Origin of the sequence: Burkholderia sp. WP42 (assembly GCF_000745665.1) — a bacterium.
GTDB classification, from domain to species: Bacteria; Pseudomonadota; Gammaproteobacteria; order Burkholderiales; family Burkholderiaceae; genus Burkholderia; species Burkholderia vietnamiensis.
Window position 1 is genome coordinate 319,013 of the sequence record NZ_JQJT01000003.1, and the last position, 17,248, is coordinate 336,260.

Consider the following 17,248-nt stretch of genomic DNA (forward strand, 5'->3'; position numbering starts at 1 on the left):
TCGTTGCGTGGTGTGGTTGGGGCGGGCGAGACGGCGAACGCACGCGTCGTGCGTCGCGGCCTCGATTGGGTCGGGAATGCCGGCCAGCGCGGCTTCGATCGCGCGCGCCGATTCGAGATCGAGGCGTGTGGTCAGCTTGTCGAGCAGCAGCAACTAACTGCGCGTGCGTGCGGTGCCGCAACGCGCATCCGACTCTTGGCGGCCAGCGGCGGGTGCCGCTGGCGGTGAGATGAGACGCGCCGTGCATGCGAGGCATGCACGTGCGCCGCACACGCCTACTGCACGGACACCGTCGTGAAGTTCTGACGGCCGAACGGGCTCACGCGATAGCCGCTCACGTTCGCGCGCGTGAGCGCGGCCGCAGTCGGGTAGCCGAGCGGAATCCACAGCGCCTGGTCGTGGATGATCTTCTGCGCCGCTTCGTACAGCTTCGCGCGCTTGGCCTGATCGGCGGTCGCCTTGCCGTCGGCGATCAGCTTGTCGAGCTGCGCGTCGCAGAAACGCGCGAAGTTGATGCCCGACTTCACCGCGTTGCAGCTGAACAGCGGCGTCAGGTAATTGTCCGGATCGCCGTTGTCGCCGGCCCAGCCCATGAACAGCATGTCGTGCTGGCCGAGCTTCGCCTGCTTGATCAGCTCGCCCCATTCGATCACCTTCACGTCGGCCTTCACGCCGATCTTCGCGAGGTCGGCCTGCAGCAGCTCGGCGCCGGCCTTCGGGTTCGGGTTCAGCACGCTGCCGGTCGGGCGCGTCCAGATCGTCGTCGTGAAGCCGTTCGGGAAGCCGGCCTGCGCGAGCAGTTGCTTCGCCTTCGCCGGATCGTACGGATACGGCGCGAGGTCCTTCGCGTAGCTCCACGTGTTCGGCGGATACGGGTTGTTCGCGGCCGTCGCCGTGTTGTCGAACACGACCTTCAGATAGGTCGCGCGATCGAAGGCGAGGTTCAGCGCCTCGCGCACCTTGTCGTTGTCGAGCGGCCTTTTCTGCGTGTTCAGCGCGACGAACGCGGTCATGAACGCGGGCGTCTGCACGACCTTCAGCGCGCTTTCGCCCTTCGCGGCGAGCACGTCCTGCGGCTTCGGCGACAGCGCGATCTGGCATTCGCCGGCCTTCACCTTCTGCATGCGCACCGACGCGTCGGGCGTGATCGCGTAGATCAGCCGGTCGACCTTCGGCTTCGCGCCCCAGTAGCTCGGGTTCACGTCGTAGCGGATCAGCGCGTCCTTCGTATAGCTCTTCAGCACGAACGGGCCGGTGCCGATCGGCTTCGCGTTCAGGTCGGCCTGCTTGCCGGCCTTCAGCAGCTGGTCCGCGTATTCGGCCGAGTAGATCGACGCGAAGCCCATCGTCAGGATCGGCACGAACGTCGCGTTCGGCTCGTTCAGCACGAACTTCACGGTGCTGTCGTCGACTTTCGAGACCGACTTCACGAGCTTCGCGAGGCCCATCGACTGCGCGTGCGGGAAGCCGCTCGCGCCGGCCACCTTGTGCCACGGGTTCGAATCGTCGAGCATCCGCGCGAACGTGAAGACGACGTCGTCGGCGTTCAGCGGGCGGCCAGGCTTGAAGTAGTCCGTGGTCTGGAACGCGACGTTCGGGCGCAGATGGAACGTGTAGGTGAGGCCGTCGGCGCTCGCTTCCCATTTGTCGGCGAGCGCGGGGACGACCTTTTTGGTCGCTTCGTCGTACGACACGAGCGTATTGAAGATCACGTCGGCCGACGCGTTGGTGGTGACGAGCGAGTTGTACTGCACGACGTCGAAGCCGTCGGGGCTCGACTCGGTGCAAACGGTGAGCGGCTTGGCGGCGGCGACGCCCGGAGCGGCGACGGCGGCGGCCAGTGCCGCCGCGGCGAACAGCTTGACGTGCATAGGTTCTCCCACGTGACTTGTGATTTTTGCGCGGTGTCGGAATGCGGCGCGGCCCGGCGAGGCCGGGCCGGCGCGGCTGGCGAATAGGATACCGTCAAAGCGCGCGCGGCGTGGGTAAAGGCGCCGGAACGCGGCGAATTGCGCGACAAACGGGTGCGTTCGCGACGGAATGCGTGCTGGGGCGGCGGCGCGGTGGGGTGTGCGGTGGCGCGGGGAGGGAAGTGGCGGAAGCAACGAGAAGCCCGGCGCGGCTGGCTGGCGGCAGCGATGCTTCGTGCGTGTGTTTGGCGCACGGCGCGGCGCGGGGTGCGCGATGCGTGAAGCGTGGAATGTGGCGCGTGAAGCGTGAAGCGTGAAGCGTGGAATGTGGCGCGTGAAGCGTGAAGCGTGAAGCGTGGAGTGTGGCGCGTGAAGCGTGAAGCGTGAAGCGTGAAGCGTGGAGTGTGGAGTGCAGCGCAGTGCGCAGTGCGAAGGGCGAAGGTAGAGCGTAGAGCGAGATGCGAGATGCGAGATGCGAGATGCGCGATGCGCGGCGCCGGAGGTATCCGGCCCGAACCAACGGCGCGCCCGCCGCGCCGACGCAGAATCGTCCCGCGGCGCTCCGCGAGCGCCGCGTCAGTGCGCGCCGGCCTTCGGCTTGCGCGGCGCCTTCTCGAACAGACGGTCGTAGAGCCAGCGCGGCAGCACGTGCAGCACCTTCGCGACGACGCCCATCTGCCACGGGATCACGCGGAACGCGTGTTGCCGCGCGATCGCGCGGGCCGCACGGGCCGCGAAGCGGTCGGCGTCCATCAGGAACGGCATCCGGTACGGGTTGTGCGCCGTCATCGGCGTGCGGATATAGCCGGGCGCGATCGTCACGACGCCGACGCCGGCCGGCCGCAGTTCGACGCGCAGCGCCTCGAGGTACTTGATCGCCGCCGACTTCGACGCGCTGTAGGCGCCCGAACCCGGCAGCCCGCGCACGCCGGCGACGCTCGCAACGCCGACCAGCGTGCCGTGGCGCGCGGCCGTCATCGGGCCGACGAACGGCTCGAAGGTCGCGACCATCCCGTAATAGTTGATGTCCATCACGTCGCGGAACGCGGCGAGATCGCCCTGGCCCGTGACGGCGCCCTGGCTGATGCCAGCGTTCGCGATCACGACGTCCGGGCAGCCGTGCGCGGCGATGAACGATGCGGCGGCCGTGGCCAGCGCGTCGGCATCGCGCACGTCGGCGCGATACACCGACACGGACAGCTTCGGAAAGCGCCGCGCGAATGCGTCGAGCGCTTCGGTGCGGCGCGCGACGAGCGCGAGCGTCGCGCCCTGGCGTGCATATTCGTCGGCCAACGCGAGGCCGAGGCCGCTCGACGCGCCGGTGATGAAAACCTTCAGCGGAGTAGTCATGCCGGCGCGCGCTCGCGGATCAGAGCTTCTTGTCCTGCACCTGCTTCACGAGGTAGTCGAGCACCTGCGCGGTACCCGGAATGCTGTTCGTGTAAGCCGGACCAGTCTTGTACTTGCCCTGAACGACGACGGTCGGCACGCCGTCGATCGCGTAGTTCTTCATCAGCTCGGCCGACTGCTTGACTTGGCCTTGCACGCTGAACGAGTTGTACGCGTCCATGAACTGCTTCTTGTCGACGCCTTGCGTCGCCAGGAAGTCGGCCTGCGCCTGCGGCGTCAGCAGGTAATTCTTCTGCTTGTGGATCGCGTTGAAGATCGCCGGCGTGACCTTCTCCGAGATGCCCAGCGCGGACACCGCGTAGTACAGCTTCGAATGCGGGACGAAGTCGTCGCGGAACGCGACCGGCACGCGCTTGAAGTCGATGTTGGCGCCTTGCTTCTTCACCCACGCCTCGAGCGTCGGCTCGAATTCGTAGCAGTGCGGGCAGCCGTACCAGAAGAATTCGATGACCTCGACCTTGCCGGCCGGCGCCGACACCGGCTGCGGCGACTTCATCACTTCGAAGTCCTTGCCCGACACCGGTGCGGCGGGCGTTGCGTGCGCGAAGCCGGCGACCAGGCCCACGGAGAGGAGAAGCGTGCTAAGCAGTTTTTTCATGTTGGGAACGTCGTCAGTTGCTCGGGTTACGGAACGTAACGGAATCTGCGTGGGCGCGGCCGGCGCTCACTGCTTCGTGAAGCGGATCACCGCCGTGTCGACACCTGCATCGGACAGGCGCTGACGGGCCGAGTTCATATCCTCGAACTTCGAGAACGGGCCGACCCGCACGCGGAAGTAGGTCACGCCGCTGACGTCGCGCTTCGATACCTTCGACTCGAAGCCCTGGAAGCCGAGCCGTGCGCGCTGCTGCTCGGCGTCGCTTTCCGTCTTGTACGCGCCGACCTGCAGGAAGTAGCCGGTGTTCGCGTCGCTGGCGCTCGGCGCTTTGGCCGCTGCGGACGACGTCGCGGACGGCGCCGGCTTCGCGGCGTTCGCGGCGGCTTGCTGTTGCTGCTGCTTTTGCGCGGCAGCCTGCTGCGCCTGCTTCTGCGCGGCGAAACGCGCGAGGTCGTCCTCGCCGGACTGCTGCTGTTGTTGCGCCTGTTGCGTCTTCTTCGGCGGCGGGTTGTCGGCCGGCTTCGGCGCGACGGCGACGCCGTTGCCCGACGCTGCGTTGTTCGAGGCGTTGTTCGACGCGGTGCCGTTGTTCGCGCTGCCGGAGCCGTTCGCGCCGTTCGCGTTGCCCGACGACGGCACCTCGACGATCTGCGGTTCGGGCAGCAGGCCGCCCTGGGTCTGGTTCGCGGCCTGGCCGGGCGCGGTATTGGGCGGCGCGGACTGCGCGGCCTGCGGCACCGGCTGGCCGGGCGTCTTGCCCTGCAGCGCGCGGTTCGGATCGAACTGCTGCGGCTGGCTCGCGCCGTTGTCGACGGGCGGCGCCACCTTCGACACGAACGGCGACGGCGAACGCGTGATGTAGAGCGCCACCACCACCGCAATCGCGAGGCCGACGATCAGGCCCAGCACGATTCCAAGAAATGTTCCTCCGGCTTGTTTCGATTGCTTCGAAGTACGGCGTGGTTGTGCCATTGCTTGAGTCACCTGCAAAAAGAATCGTGAAAAGGCTGCGGCAGGCGGGATCCTGCGGGCGGGCGCCGCCGCGGCCATTCGCTGCCCAGTTCGGGCCGCTTACATCTTGGCGGGCGCGGATACCCCGAGCATCGCCAGGCCGTTCTCCAGCACCTGCCGGGTCGCGGCGAGCAGCGCGGCGCGTGCGTTGCGCGGCGCTTCGTCGTCGACCAGCACGCGCTCCGCATTGTAGAACGAGTGGAATTCACCAGCGAGATCGCGCAGATAGAACGCGACCGCGTGCGGCGCCAGCTCGTTCGCGGCGTGCGTGAGGAGATCCGGATACTCGGCGAGCTTCTGCATCAGCGACACGGCCTGCGGGCTCGTGAGCTGCGACAGGTCGGCGCCCGGCAGTTGTGCGACGTCGACGTTGTAGCGCGCCTTCAGTTCGTTGAGCACCGAGCAGATCCGCGCGTGCGCGTACTGGACGTAGTAGACGGGGTTCTCGTCGTTCTGTTTCAGCGCGAGGTCGATGTCGAACACGAACTCGGTGTCGGCCTTGCGCGAGATCAGGAAGAAGCGGACCGCGTCGCGGCCGCGCGTGATGGTCGCTTCGTCGATCATGTCGGGCGCGGCCTCCTGGCCCGGCGCCGCGCCGCCCGACCATTCGATCAGGTCGCGCACCGTCACGTAGCTGCCCGCGCGCTTCGACAGCTTCACTTCCTGGCCGTCGCGCATCACGGTGACCATCTTGTGCAGCACGTAGTCGGGATAGCCCTTCGGGATGCCGATGTGCAGCCCCTGGAGCCCGGCGCGCACGCGCGCGATCGTGCCGTGGTGGTCAGAGCCCTGGATGTTGATCACCTTCGTGAAGCCGCGCTCCCATTTCGTCACGTGGTACGCGACGTCCGGCACGAAGTACGTGTACGTGCCGTCCGACTTGCGCATCACGCGGTCCTTGTCGTCGCCTTCGTCGGTCGTGCGCAGCCACAGCGCGCCGTCCTGCTCGTAGGTCATGCCGGCCTTGACCAGCGCGTCGACTGTCTTCTCGACGCGGCCTTCGCTGTACAGCGACGACTCGAGGTAGTACTGGTCGAATTTCACGCCGAACGCCTGCAGGTCCATGTCCTGTTCGTGGCGCAGGTAGGCGACCGCGAACTTGCGGATCGCGTCGAGATTCTCGATGTCGCGCGCGCCGGTGACCGGCTCGCCGTCCTTCGCCGCGACCGTCGCGCCGTTCAGGTAGTCGCGCGCGATGTCGGCGATGTATTCGCCGTTGTACGCGGCTTCGGGCCAGCCGGCGTCGCCCGGCTTCAGGCCGCGCGCGCGCGCCTGCGTCGAGATCGCGAGGTTGGCGATCTGCACGCCCGCGTCGTTGTAGTAGAACTCGCGGTGCACCGCGTAGCCCTGGCTCGCGATCACGTTCGCGAGCACGTCGCCGAGCGCCGCCTGGCGGCCGTGGCCGACGTGCAGCGGGCCGGTCGGGTTGGCCGAGACGAATTCGACCAGCACCCGCTTGCCTTTTTCACGCTCCGACGTGCCGAACGCGCGGCCCTGCTCGAACACGGCGGCGATCACGGCCTGCTTCGCGGCGGCGCTCACGCGCAGGTTGATGAAGCCCGGGCCGGCGATTTCCGCCGCGTCGACGAGCCCTTGCGCGGCCGGCTGCGCGACCAGCGCCGCGACGATCCGCTCGGCGAGCTGGCGCGGGTTCGTGCCGAGCGGCTTGGCGAGCTGCATCGCGACGTTGCACGCGACGTCGCCGTGCGCGGCGACCTTCGGGCGCTCCAGCGTGATGGCCGGGATGACGAATTCGGCGTCGGCGCCCTTGAGCGCGTGTGCGACCTGCGCGACGCTATCCGCGAGCAGGGCTTCGAGGGTCTGTTTGTGTGCTGGCAGCATGCTGGTAGAAGGCTTCGTTGGTGGCGGCCGGAAGCGCCGGCCCGCCGGCGTGCTTTTTAAGCGCGCGTTTCAGGGATCGCAGAATTTTAACAGGTGCTAATATGCCGCTCAGGCGCCCCGCGTCCGCGAGGCCGGACGCCGCCCTGCCGGCGTCCTCCCCACCGCGCCGTGCGGGCACAACAAGATGAAAAGGGAATTGTCATGATTACGTTCAAGAGCAAGGCGGCACAGGATCTAGACGTGCTGAAGGATTTCGCTGTATACGTGCTGGGCCTCGTCGGCAAGCAACTGGGCGAACGCGGCGTCATTACGCACGACGAATTGGACCACGCGATCGCGAAGCTGGAAGGCGCGGTCGCGCAGGCGAAGCAGGAACGCGCCGAGCACGCCGGCCATTTCCACGAGGACGACGACGATCACGCGCACCACGAAGTGCCGGCGAGCCTCGCGCAGCGCGTCGCACCGTTCCTCGCGATGCTGCGTGAAGCGAAGGCCGCGCAGGCCGACGTGCACTGGGGCTTCTGAACGCCCGTCGCCGGTCGCCACGCGCCACGCGCCGGCCGGCCGACGCAGCCCGGCAGGCCAGAATGCCATGAAAAAAGCCCGCATCGCGCGGGCTTTTTCATTTCGTATGACCAAAGCGGCACGCCGATGCGCGCGCCGCGCCCGGATCACAGCTGCGGCGCGAGCGCGCGGCGCGCGTCGTCGAGCGACAGCGACATGCGCCGCGCATAATCGTCGAGCTGATCCTGCCCGATTTTGCCCACCGAGAAATACCGGCTGTCCGGATGCGCGAGGTAGAAGCCCGACACGCTCGCCGCCGGCAGCATCGCGAGCGAATCGGTCACGCTCATCCCGATCTCGTCCGCGTGCAGCGCCGCGAACATGTCGCGCTTCACGAGGTGGTCGGGGCAGGCCGGATAGCCGGGCGCCGGCCGGATGCCCGCGTACTTTTCGGCGATCAGCGCGTCGTTGTCGAGCGTCTCGTCGCTCGCATAGCCCCACAGCTCGCGGCGCACGCGCGCGTGCATCGCTTCGGCGAACGCTTCCGCGAAGCGGTCGGCGAGCGCCTTCAGCATGATCGCGCTGTAGTCGTCGTGGTCGGCTTCGAACTGCTTTTCCTTCACGTCGACGCCGAGGCCGGCCGTCACCGCGAACATCCCGATGTAGTCGGCGACGCCCGAGTCCTTCGGCGCGATGAAGTCGGCGAGCGAGCGGTTCGGGCGCATCACGCCGTCGACCACCGGCCGCACGCTCTGCTGGCGCAGGTTGCGCCATGTGAGCAGCACTTCCGAGCGCGTGTCGTCGGTGTAGATCTCGATGTCGTCGTCGTTCACCGTGTTGGCCGGCAGCAGCGAGATCACGCCGTTCGCGGTCAGCCAGCGGCCCTGGATCAGGCGCGCGAGCATCGATTTCGCGTCGGAGAACACGCGGCGCGCGGATTCGCCGACGATCTCGTCGTTCAGGATCGCCGGGTACGGGCCCGCGAGGTCCCAGGTCTGGAAGAACGGGCCCCAGTCGATGTAGTTCGCGAGCTCGTTCAGGTCGTAGTTCTTGAACACGCGCCGGCCGATGAACTTCGGCTTCACCGGGCGGTAGCTCGACCAGTCGATCCTGGTCTTGTTCGCGCGCGCTTCGGCGAGCGTGACCATCGGCTGCGCCTTGCGGTTCGCGTGCTGATCGCGGATGCGCTCGTAGTCGGCCTTCAGGTCGTCGAGGTACTTGGCCGCGCCTTCGTCGGACAGCAGGTTCGACGCGACCGACACCGAGCGCGACGCGTCCGGCACGTAGACCACCGGCCCTTCGTAATGCGGCGCGATCTTCACGGCCGTGTGCACGCGCGACGTGGTCGCGCCGCCGATCAGCAGCGGGATCTTCTTCACGCGGAAGTAGTCGTCGCGCTGCATTTCCGACGCGACGTAGGCCATTTCCTCGAGGCTCGGCGTGATGAGCCCCGACAGCCCGATGATGTCCGCGCCCTCGACCTTCGCCTTCGCGAGGATCTCGTTGCACGGGACCATCACGCCCATGTTGACCACTTCGAAGTTGTTGCACTGGAGCACGACCGACACGATGTTCTTGCCGATGTCGTGCACGTCGCCCTTCACGGTCGCGATGACGATCTTGCCCTTCGCGCGCACGTCGCCGCCCGCTTCCGCGAGCAGGCGCTTCTCTTCCTCGATGAACGGGATCAGGTGCGCGACGGCCTGCTTCATCACGCGCGCCGACTTCACGACCTGCGGCAGGAACATCTTGCCCTGGCCGAACAGGTCGCCGACGATGTTCATCCCGTCCATCAGCGGGCCTTCGATCACGTTGATCGGGCGCCCGCCCGCCGCGGCGATCGCCGCGCGCGCTTCCTCGGTGTCTTCGACGATGAAGTTCGTGATGCCGTGCACGAGCGCATGCGCGAGACGCTTCTCGACCGGCTGGTTGCGCCACTCGAGGTTCTCTTCCTTCTTCGCCGCGCCGGTCTTGAACTTGTCGGCGATCTCGAGCAGCCGGTCGGTGGAATCGGCGCGGCGGTTCAGGATCACGTCCTCCACGCGCTCGCGCAGCTCCGGATCGAGGTCGGCGTACACGCCGAGCTGGCCGGCGTTCACGATGCCCATGTCCATTCCGGCCTGGATCGCGTGGTACAGGAACACGGTGTGGATCGCCTCGCGCACCGGGTCGTTGCCGCGGAACGAGAACGACACGTTCGACACGCCGCCGCTCACCTTCGCATACGGCAGGTTCTGCTTGATCCAGCGCGTCGCCTCGATGAAGTCGACCGCGTAGTTGTTGTGCTCCTCGATGCCGGTCGCGACCGCGAAGATGTTCGGGTCGAAGATGATGTCTTCCGGCGGGAAGCCGACTTCGTTCACGAGGAAGTCGTACGAGCGCTTGCAGATCTCGGTCTTGCGCTGGTAGGTGTCGGCCTGGCCGGTTTCGTCGAACGCCATCACGACCGCGGCCGCGCCGTAGCGGCGGATCAGCTTCGCGTGGTGGCGGAACGCGTCCTCACCTTCCTTCAGCGAGATCGAGTTCACGATCGCCTTGCCCTGCACGCATTTGAGGCCGGCCTCGATCACGTCCCACTTCGACGAGTCGATCATGATCGGCACGCGCGCGATGTCCGGCTCGGACGCGATCAGGTTCAGGAAGCGCACCATCGCCGCCTTCGAATCGAGCATCGCCTCGTCCATGTTGACGTCGATCACCTGCGCGCCGTTCTCGACCTGCTGGCGCGCGACCGCGAGCGCCTCGTCGAACTGGCCGTTGAGGATCATCCGCGCGAACGCCTTCGAGCCGGTGACGTTGGTGCGTTCGCCGACGTTGATGAAGAGCGTCCCGGACGTGACGTTGAACGGCTCGAGGCCGGCAAGGCGCATCATGTGATCGGTCATGGCGGTGCGAATTCTGGTGAGGTAGGGCGGGCGTTGATGCGGGTGGTCAGGCGGCTTCGCTGTACTGGCTCGGCCAGCGGCGCGGCTTCACGTCGGCGAGCGCCTTGGCGATCTCGGCGATGTGCTCGGGCGTGGTGCCGCAGCAGCCGCCCGCGAGGTTCACGAGCCCGGCCTGCGCGAACTCCTTCAGCAGGCCCGACGTGACGTCCGGCGTCTCGTCGAAGCCGGTGTCGCTCATCGGGTTCGGCAGGCCCGCGTTCGGGTAGCAGGACACGTAGGTGTCGCACAGCTTCGCGAGCTCGGCGATGTACGGGCGCATCAGCGCCGCGCCCAGCGCGCAGTTCAGGCCGAACGTGAGCGGCTTCGCGTGGCGCAGCGAATTCCAGAACGCCTCGACCGTCTGGCCCGACAGGATGCGGCCCGACGCGTCGGTGACGGTGCCCGAGACCATGATCGGCAGGCGCTCGCCGGTGTCCTCGAACAGTTCGTCGAGCGCGAACAGCGCGGCCTTCGCGTTCAGCGTGTCGAAGATCGTCTCGACGAGGAACAGGTCGACGCCGCCGTCGAGCAGCGCCTTCGCCTGCTGGTAGTACGCGGCGTGCAGCTCGTCGAACGTGATGTTGCGCGCGCCCGGATCGTTGACGTCGGGCGAGATGCTGGCCGTCTTCGGCGTCGGCCCGATCGCGCCCGCGACGAAGCGCGGCTTGCCGGGCGTCGCATGGCGGGCGGCCGATTCGCGCGCGAGGCGCGCCGATTCGACGTTCATCTCGACGACGAGGTCTTCCATCCCGTAGTCGGCCTGCGCGACGGTCGTCGCGCCGAACGTGTTGGTCTCGACGATGTCGGCGCCGGCCGCGAAGTACTGGTCGTGGATCTCGCTGATGATCTGCGGCTGCGTGAGCGACAGCAGCTCGTTGTTGCCCTTCACGTCGCGCGGGAAATCCTTGAAGCGCTCGCCGCGATACGCGGCCTCGTCGAGCTTGTAGCGCTGGATCATCGTGCCCATCGCGCCGTCGAGGATCAGGATGCGCGATTTCAGCAGCGCGGGCAGTTCGGCGCCGCGCGTGTAGCGCGCGTCGGGCGGGGCGGAAGCGGCGAGAGGGGACGCAGACATGGCGGCAGAGCGGCGAAGACGGGAAAACCGCCATTGTAGCCGCTGCGCCGGCGCGTCGCCCGCGCTCGCGCTGGGCGGCGGCCGTGATGCGCGCCACCGAGCGGGCCGGCGGCCGCCTCAAACGAAAACCCCCGCCCGGCGAACCGGACGGGGGCTTGGATCGGAGTGCTCGCGGGGCCGCGCAAGCGCGGCAAACGGCCCGGCGTGGCGCCGGGCCGCGCGTCGTCAATGCAGGACGACGGGCATCATCATCAGGCTGTCGAACTGGCCGAGGAATTCGTCCACTTCGTCGAGCGACGGCTCATCCTCGATCAACTGCTTCACGTGGGCGCGGAATCGCTCCGCGAGTTCGCCGTCGATGAAGATCTCGCGCTGCGCGTTCTTGTCGACGATTTCGTATCCGCCGGCATTCATCAGATGGTGGCCGGCCTGCGGCGCAAATTCGACGACGCAGTAATTGGGGCTGTTGTAGATCATTTGCATGGCGGCACTCCTCTTCGCAGTGGCATCTGGCCTTGTTGTCCCGTAGGTGGGGTAGCCTTTGCCGGTTTCAAGGGGCTTGCGCTGCACACCCCGTTCTCCCGTTCGCGTGGGGTGTATCGGGTTAGAAGCCGATGTCTCTAAAACGTTTCCTATTGTGATCCGGTGCACTGAAATAGTTGTTAAAGAGTGTCATCGGCCATTTTTTCAATACCTTTAATCGGTCGAAATTGCCGATCGATGCCGCCTCATTGTGCGGGCGGCGCGGAGGCAGGCGTCGCGTCCGTCGGCGCGGGCATCGGCGGCTGCGCCGACGGCTGCTCGGACGGCTGTTGCGTAGGGCCAGCCGGCTCGCTCGCCGGCGCGGCAGATGCCGATGCCGGGGCAGGCGCGTTCGTTGCGTCCGGCGCCGAGCGGTCAGCCGGTGCAGCCGGGACGGTCGATGCAGCCGGTGCAGCCGGCGGCGCGAGCGGGCCGTGCCACACGAGCTCGATCTGCGCGCCGTTCGGTTCGGTCTGCATCAGCCGCGCGGGCAGCCAGCCGAGCGACGGCGCGAGCCACATGTCGATGCGGCGCGTGTCGCCCGCGCGGCGCGGCAGCCGCATGAAGTGGCGGGCGCGCACGATGCCGGCCTGCGTGTGCACGTCCTCGTCGCCGATCACCATGATCGGCCAGGTCTCGCCGTTGTTGTTGTCGATCACGAAGAACTGCTGCGTGACGCCCGGCCGGTACGCCGACGGATTGCCGCGCACGAGGCCCGACAGTTGCATCAGCATGCTGAAGCGATCCTGCACGCCGTCGGGCAGCGGCGCGTTGTTCGGCGTGCGCGTGAACACGACCTGGTGAATCTCGCGGTTGAAGATCGCGATGTCCTCGGGGCGCTTGCCGCGCTGTTCCACATATCGGTCGGGCGCGACGCCGAAGGCGTCGATGCGGCCTTCGCTGCGGTACGTGAACGGGCCGATGAACGGCACCGGCATCGACACCGACAGATCGTACGTGCGTCCGTCGTTGCGCCAGTGGATCGTGCCGATCATGTTCTGCATTCCGTTGTAGAACGTGTCGTATTGCAGGTCGCCGGACGGCGGCGCGTCGAATTTCACGCCGCTCGTCGCGGGGCCTGGCGTCGCGGCGCTCGCGGCCGATGCTGCTTGCGCGCCGGACGCGCCCGCCGTGCCGCTCGCTGCCGATGCGGCCGATGCTCCCGATGCCGCAGCAGGCGGCGGCTCGCCGTGCTCGGCGGTCTGCGTCGACGTGAGCACGCGCGGCTGTGCCGGCGCCGGCTTGCGCGCCGCGCGGGCCGGCTTCGCGGGTGCGGCGGCGGCCGCGGCCGGAGCGTCGACCGGTTTCGACGCGGGCCGCCGCTCGATCGGTTGCGGCTTCAACAGTTCGATCTGCACCGGAATCTCGGCGGGCGCGGGCGGCGTGAACGCGTCGCGATTGCGCGCGAGCCACCACGCGGCGAGCGCATGCAGCACCAGCACGACCACGAGCGCGACGCCCACGCGCAGCCAGCGGCGGGGCAGGACGTGACGAGGACGGGGGGCGGCAGGCGGCATCGGCGAAATGGAGCGGAAGGAGGGCCATGGCGCAGCGGACGTGCCGCGCGTCACAGCTCGGACCGCCGCGCGCGCCGCGCGTTCGCGTGCATCGCGGGCAGGGGCGCGCGCCGCCCGTCAGGCGTCGCGCGCGTCCGGACTATAGCCGAGTTCGTACGACAGTTTTTGCGCGCAAGCACGCAGCGCGGTGTCGATCTCGCCGCCCCAGGCGATGTCGAAGCTGCCTTCCTGGCCGAGCGCGACGATCGCGAGCGCGAGTTCGCCGACCGCATCGAACACCGGCATGCAGAACGCGTGGATCGTCGGCAGCAGCATCCCTTCGACGCGCGCGGCCCGATGCGCGCGCACGTCGGCGAGTACGGCGTCGACTTCGGCGAGCGTGCGCGGGCCGCCGTGATGCGGTGAGCGCCGCGTATCGGCGAGCTCGCGTTCGATCATCGCGGCCGTCTTGCTGCGCGGCAGGTACGCCGCGAACAGCAGGCCCGTCGCGGAACCGAGCAGCGGCATCACGTCGCCGAGCTTCAGCGACGCCTTCGCCGGATGGCTCGATTCCATCCAGTGCACGATGGTCGGGCCCTGGTTGCCCCAGACTGCGATGCCGACCGTCTGGTCGACGCGGTCGCGCAACTCGGTGAGCGCGATGCGCGCGAGCTTCACGCCGTCGACGCGCGCGAGCCGCGCGAGCCCCATCTGCAGCGCGAAGCCGCCGAGTTCGTAGCGGCCCGACACCGGATCCTGCGACACGACGCCGAGCCGCGAGAAGCTGACCAGATAGCGGTGCGCCTTCGCGGGGCTCATGCCCGCGCGCTGCGCGAGGTCGCGCAGCATCATCGCGCGCGGCTCGCGCGTCAGCACGTCGAGCAGGCGGAAGCCGACCTCGATCGACTGGATGCCGGAGCGCAGCTTCTCGCCGCCTTCGCCGTGCTCGCCGGAGCCGGCGTCGTCGGTGTCGGAATCGGAATCGGCGAGATCGTCGTCGGGAAGCGGGCTGGCGGGCATGGGCAACGGCGCGCGGTAAGGCGGCAAGGATGGAGCGAAAACGGCGCGCATGCGAGCGTGCGCGCCGCACGGATTCACCATCGTAAAATAGATTCCCTCCATCGTCACTACAACGGCAGACCCCCATGAAACTTGCATCGCTGAAGGACGGCACGCGCGACGGCCAGCTGATCGTCGTGTCGCGCGACCTGCACACCGCGGCGATCGCCGACGCGATCGCCCCGACGCTGCAGCGCGTCCTCGACGACTGGGCGTTCTACGCGCCGCAACTGCGCGAGCTGTACGACGCGCTGAACCACGGCCGCGCGCGTCACACGTTCGCGTTCGACGCGGCGAACTGCATGGCGCCGCTGCCGCGCGCCTTCCAGTGGGCCGACGGCTCCGCCTACGTGAACCACGTCGAGCTGGTGCGGCGCGCGCGCGGCGCCGAGATGCCGCCGGAGTTCTGGACCGATCCGCTGATGTACCAGGGCGGCAGCGACGACTTCCTCGGCGCGCGCGACGACATCGTGTGCGCGTCCGAGGAATGGGGCATCGACTTCGAGGCCGAGGTCGCGGTGATCACCGGCGACGTGCCGATGGGCGTGTCGCCGGACGACGCGCTGAAGGGCGTGCGGCTCGTCACGCTGGTGAACGACGTGTCGCTGCGCAACCTGATTCCGGCCGAGCTCGCGAAGGGCTTCGGCTTCTTCCAGAGCAAGCCGGCCACCGCGTTCGCGCCGGTCGCGGTGACGCTCGACGAGCTCGGCGACGAATGGCGCGACGGCCGCGTGCACCGGCCGATGATCGTCCACTGGAACAACCGCAAGGTCGGCCAGCCGGACGCGGGCGCCGACATGGTGTTCCATTTCGGCCAACTGATCGCGCACGCGGCGAAGACGCGCAACCTGCGCGCCGGCTCGATCGTCGGCTCGGGCACCGTGTCGAACAAGGACGCGAAGCGCGGCTACTGCTGCATCGCCGAGAAGCGCTGCCTCGAGACGATCGAGCACGGCGCGCCGCAGACCGACTTCATGCGCTACGGCGACACCGTGCGCATCGAGATGTTCGATGCGGCCGGCAAGTCGATTTTCGGCGCGATCGAGCAGGCCGTCGCGCCGCCCGACGGCGCGGCCTGACGTACGGCGCTGACGCGCGGTCTGACGCGCGCGCCGCGGCCGGCCCGCGCGCCGGGTTTCGCCCGATGTTTGCCCGCGCGGGCTTGGCTACACTCGATTCAGGCGTTTCAACCGACCCACGAACCCGGGAGCTGGGCATGGCCGATCTTGCCGCCTATGGCGGTTACGAAGCATTGAAGGTGACGCGTCGCGCGCATGGCGTGCTCGACATCGTGATGAGCGGCGAGGGCGCGAACCGCAGCGGCCTCGCCACCGCGAACGCGCGGATGCATCGCGAGCTGGCCGACATCTGGCGCGACGTCGATCGCGATCCCGACACGCGGGTCGCGGTGATCCGCGGCGAGGGCAAGGGCTTTTCGGCGGGCGGCGATCTCGCGCTCGTCGAGGCGATGGCCGACGACTTCGACGTGCGTGCGCGCGTGTGGCGCGAGGCGCGCGACCTCGTCTACAACGTGATCAACTGCAGCAAGCCGATCGTGTCGGCGATGCACGGGCCGGCGGTGGGCGCGGGGCTCGTCGCGGGCCTGCTCGCCGACATCTCGATCGCCGCGAACGACGCGCGCATCATCGACGGCCATACGCGGCTCGGCGTCGCGGCCGGCGATCATGCGGCGATCGTCTGGCCGCTGCTGTGCGGGATGGCGAAGGCGAAGTACTACCTGCTCCTGTGCGAGCCGGTGAGCGGCGCCGAGGCCGAGCGGATCGGCCTCGTGTCGCTCGCGGTCGAGCCGGACGCGCTGCTGCCGAAGGCGTACGAAGTGGCCGAGCGGCTCGCGCACGGCTCGCAGTCGGCGATCCGCTGGACCAAGTACGCGCTGAACAACTGGCTGCGCAGCGCCGGGCCGACCTTCGATTCGTCGCTCGCGCTCGAATTCATGGGTTTTTCCGGGCCGGACGTGCAGGAAGGCATCCGTTCGCTGCGCGAGCGGCGCGCACCCGATTTCTCCCCGGACGCGCCGTTCTGACGCGCGCTATGATCGAATCACACGCGGCGCGGCCCGTGCCGGCCGCTTCGCTCACCCAGTCAACCAGGATGCCCGTATGACGACCGATGCCCCCGGCTCCAATCCTTTCGCCGGCTTCGCCGGCTTCAAGCCCGCCGACATGCTCGACCGGATGTGGGACATGATGCGGATGTCGCCGTTCGGCGGGATGGCGTCGTTTCCCGGCGCCGCGTCGGGGCTGCCGCCGTCGCTGTCGAGCATGTCCGACATGATGACGCCGCTCACGAGCGTCGAGGAGCTCGACAAGCGGATCACCGATCTGCGCGCGGTCGAGCAGTGGCTCAAGCTCAATCTCGGCATGCTGCAATCGGCGATCCAGGCGCTCGAGGTGCAACGCGCGACGCTCGCGACGCTGCGCGCGTTCGGCGCGTTCGCGCAAAGCTCGATGTCGGCCGCCGAGGAAGCCGCGGTCGCGGCGGCGCAGGCCGCGTCCGCGCCGCGCGCCGAGGCGAGCCAGCCGGCGCCGGACGCCGACGCGCCCGCGGCCGGCGACGCCGCGCAGCAGCCGTTCGATCCGGCCGGCTGGTGGAACCTGCTGCAGACGCAGTTCAACCAGCTCGCGAGTCTCGCGATGGCGCAGCCGGGCGCGCAGCCCGGGGCGCCGGCCGACGCGGCGCCCGAGCCGGCCGCGGGTGCGCCGGCACCGGCGGCGGCTGCGGCACCGGCTGGGTCGGCGGGCGCGGGCGCAGCCGCGCCACGCAAGCCGGCCGCGAAGCGGGCGAAGCCGGCCGGCTCGGCGGCCGCGCGCGCGGCCGCGGCGTCGTCGCCGGAAACGCGTCCGCCGAAGCGCTCGACGTGACGCTTCGCACCTAGC

Annotated in this window: 14 protein-coding genes; 4 read left to right on the top strand and 10 right to left on the bottom strand. The window is 68.5% G+C overall.

Translation table 11 applies throughout. The features are described from left to right. Positions 1–275: 275 nt before the first annotated feature. The 5 genes from EX20_RS01460 to argS form a co-directional block, all read right to left on the bottom strand. On the bottom strand, positions 276–1,871 hold the full coding sequence (locus EX20_RS01460; protein ID WP_011886171.1) for an ABC transporter substrate-binding protein: 1,596 nt from the start codon (positions 1,869–1,871) through the stop codon (positions 276–278). A gap of 615 nt (positions 1,872–2,486) precedes the next feature. Then, entirely contained in the window at positions 2,487–3,260 is a 774-nt protein-coding gene (locus EX20_RS01465) for an SDR family oxidoreductase (RefSeq protein WP_011886170.1), read from the bottom strand. 19 nt (positions 3,261–3,279) lie between these two features. After that, positions 3,280–3,918 (bottom strand): thiol:disulfide interchange protein DsbA/DsbL, encoded by a 639-nt coding sequence (locus EX20_RS01470; protein WP_011886169.1) that lies wholly within the window; start codon positions 3,916–3,918, stop codon positions 3,280–3,282. A 66-nt stretch (positions 3,919–3,984) separates the two neighbouring features. Continuing rightward, positions 3,985–4,890, bottom strand: coding sequence for an SPOR domain-containing protein (locus tag EX20_RS01475; protein WP_011886168.1), 906 nt, complete (start codon positions 4,888–4,890; stop codon positions 3,985–3,987). Between the two features lie 99 nt (positions 4,891–4,989). Next, positions 4,990–6,771, bottom strand: coding sequence for an arginine--tRNA ligase (argS, locus tag EX20_RS01480; RefSeq protein WP_014723744.1), 1,782 nt, complete (start codon positions 6,769–6,771; stop codon positions 4,990–4,992). Positions 6,772–6,972: 201 nt separating this feature from the next. Between argS and EX20_RS01485 the strand changes: the two genes are divergently transcribed. Continuing rightward, entirely contained in the window at positions 6,973–7,296 is a 324-nt protein-coding gene (locus EX20_RS01485; RefSeq protein WP_011886166.1) for a DUF1840 domain-containing protein, read from the top strand. A gap of 146 nt (positions 7,297–7,442) precedes the next feature. Here the strand turns inward: EX20_RS01485 and metH are convergent, their stop codons facing one another. From metH to EX20_RS01510, 5 genes are all read right to left on the bottom strand, one after another. After that, positions 7,443–10,160, bottom strand: coding sequence for a methionine synthase (gene metH, locus EX20_RS01490; protein WP_011886165.1), 2,718 nt, complete (start codon positions 10,158–10,160; stop codon positions 7,443–7,445). 46 nt (positions 10,161–10,206) lie between these two features. Continuing rightward, positions 10,207–11,274 (bottom strand): homocysteine S-methyltransferase family protein, encoded by a 1,068-nt coding sequence (locus EX20_RS01495; protein WP_014723742.1) that lies wholly within the window; start codon positions 11,272–11,274, stop codon positions 10,207–10,209. A gap of 225 nt (positions 11,275–11,499) precedes the next feature. Then, positions 11,500–11,757: a BTH_I0359 family protein gene (locus EX20_RS01500; protein WP_006477667.1), complete on the bottom strand. Its 258-nt coding sequence runs from the start codon at positions 11,755–11,757 to the stop codon at positions 11,500–11,502. 245 nt (positions 11,758–12,002) lie between these two features. Next, positions 12,003–13,313 (bottom strand): DUF3108 domain-containing protein, encoded by a 1,311-nt coding sequence (locus EX20_RS01505; RefSeq protein WP_034192525.1) that lies wholly within the window; start codon positions 13,311–13,313, stop codon positions 12,003–12,005. Positions 13,314–13,430: 117 nt separating this feature from the next. After that, on the bottom strand, positions 13,431–14,312 hold the full coding sequence (locus tag EX20_RS01510) for an IclR family transcriptional regulator (RefSeq protein ID WP_034192526.1): 882 nt from the start codon (positions 14,310–14,312) through the stop codon (positions 13,431–13,433). 125 nt (positions 14,313–14,437) lie between these two features. Here EX20_RS01510 and EX20_RS01515 point away from each other — a divergent pair, with 125 nt between their 5' ends. The 3 genes from EX20_RS01515 (at position 14,438) to EX20_RS01525 (ending at position 17,233) form a co-directional block, all read left to right on the top strand. Continuing rightward, on the top strand, positions 14,438–15,430 hold the full coding sequence (locus EX20_RS01515) for a fumarylacetoacetate hydrolase family protein (RefSeq protein WP_014723739.1): 993 nt from the start codon (positions 14,438–14,440) through the stop codon (positions 15,428–15,430). A gap of 137 nt (positions 15,431–15,567) precedes the next feature. Continuing rightward, positions 15,568–16,395 carry an enoyl-CoA hydratase/isomerase family protein gene (locus EX20_RS01520; RefSeq protein WP_034192527.1) on the top strand — a complete coding sequence of 276 codons (828 nt, stop codon included), beginning with the start codon at positions 15,568–15,570 and terminating at the stop codon, positions 16,393–16,395. A 76-nt stretch (positions 16,396–16,471) separates the two neighbouring features. Beyond that, positions 16,472–17,233, top strand: a complete 762-nt coding sequence (locus EX20_RS01525; RefSeq protein WP_011886159.1) for a PhaM family polyhydroxyalkanoate granule multifunctional regulatory protein — start codon at positions 16,472–16,474, stop codon at positions 17,231–17,233. The last annotated feature ends 15 nt before the right edge of the window (positions 17,234–17,248 follow it).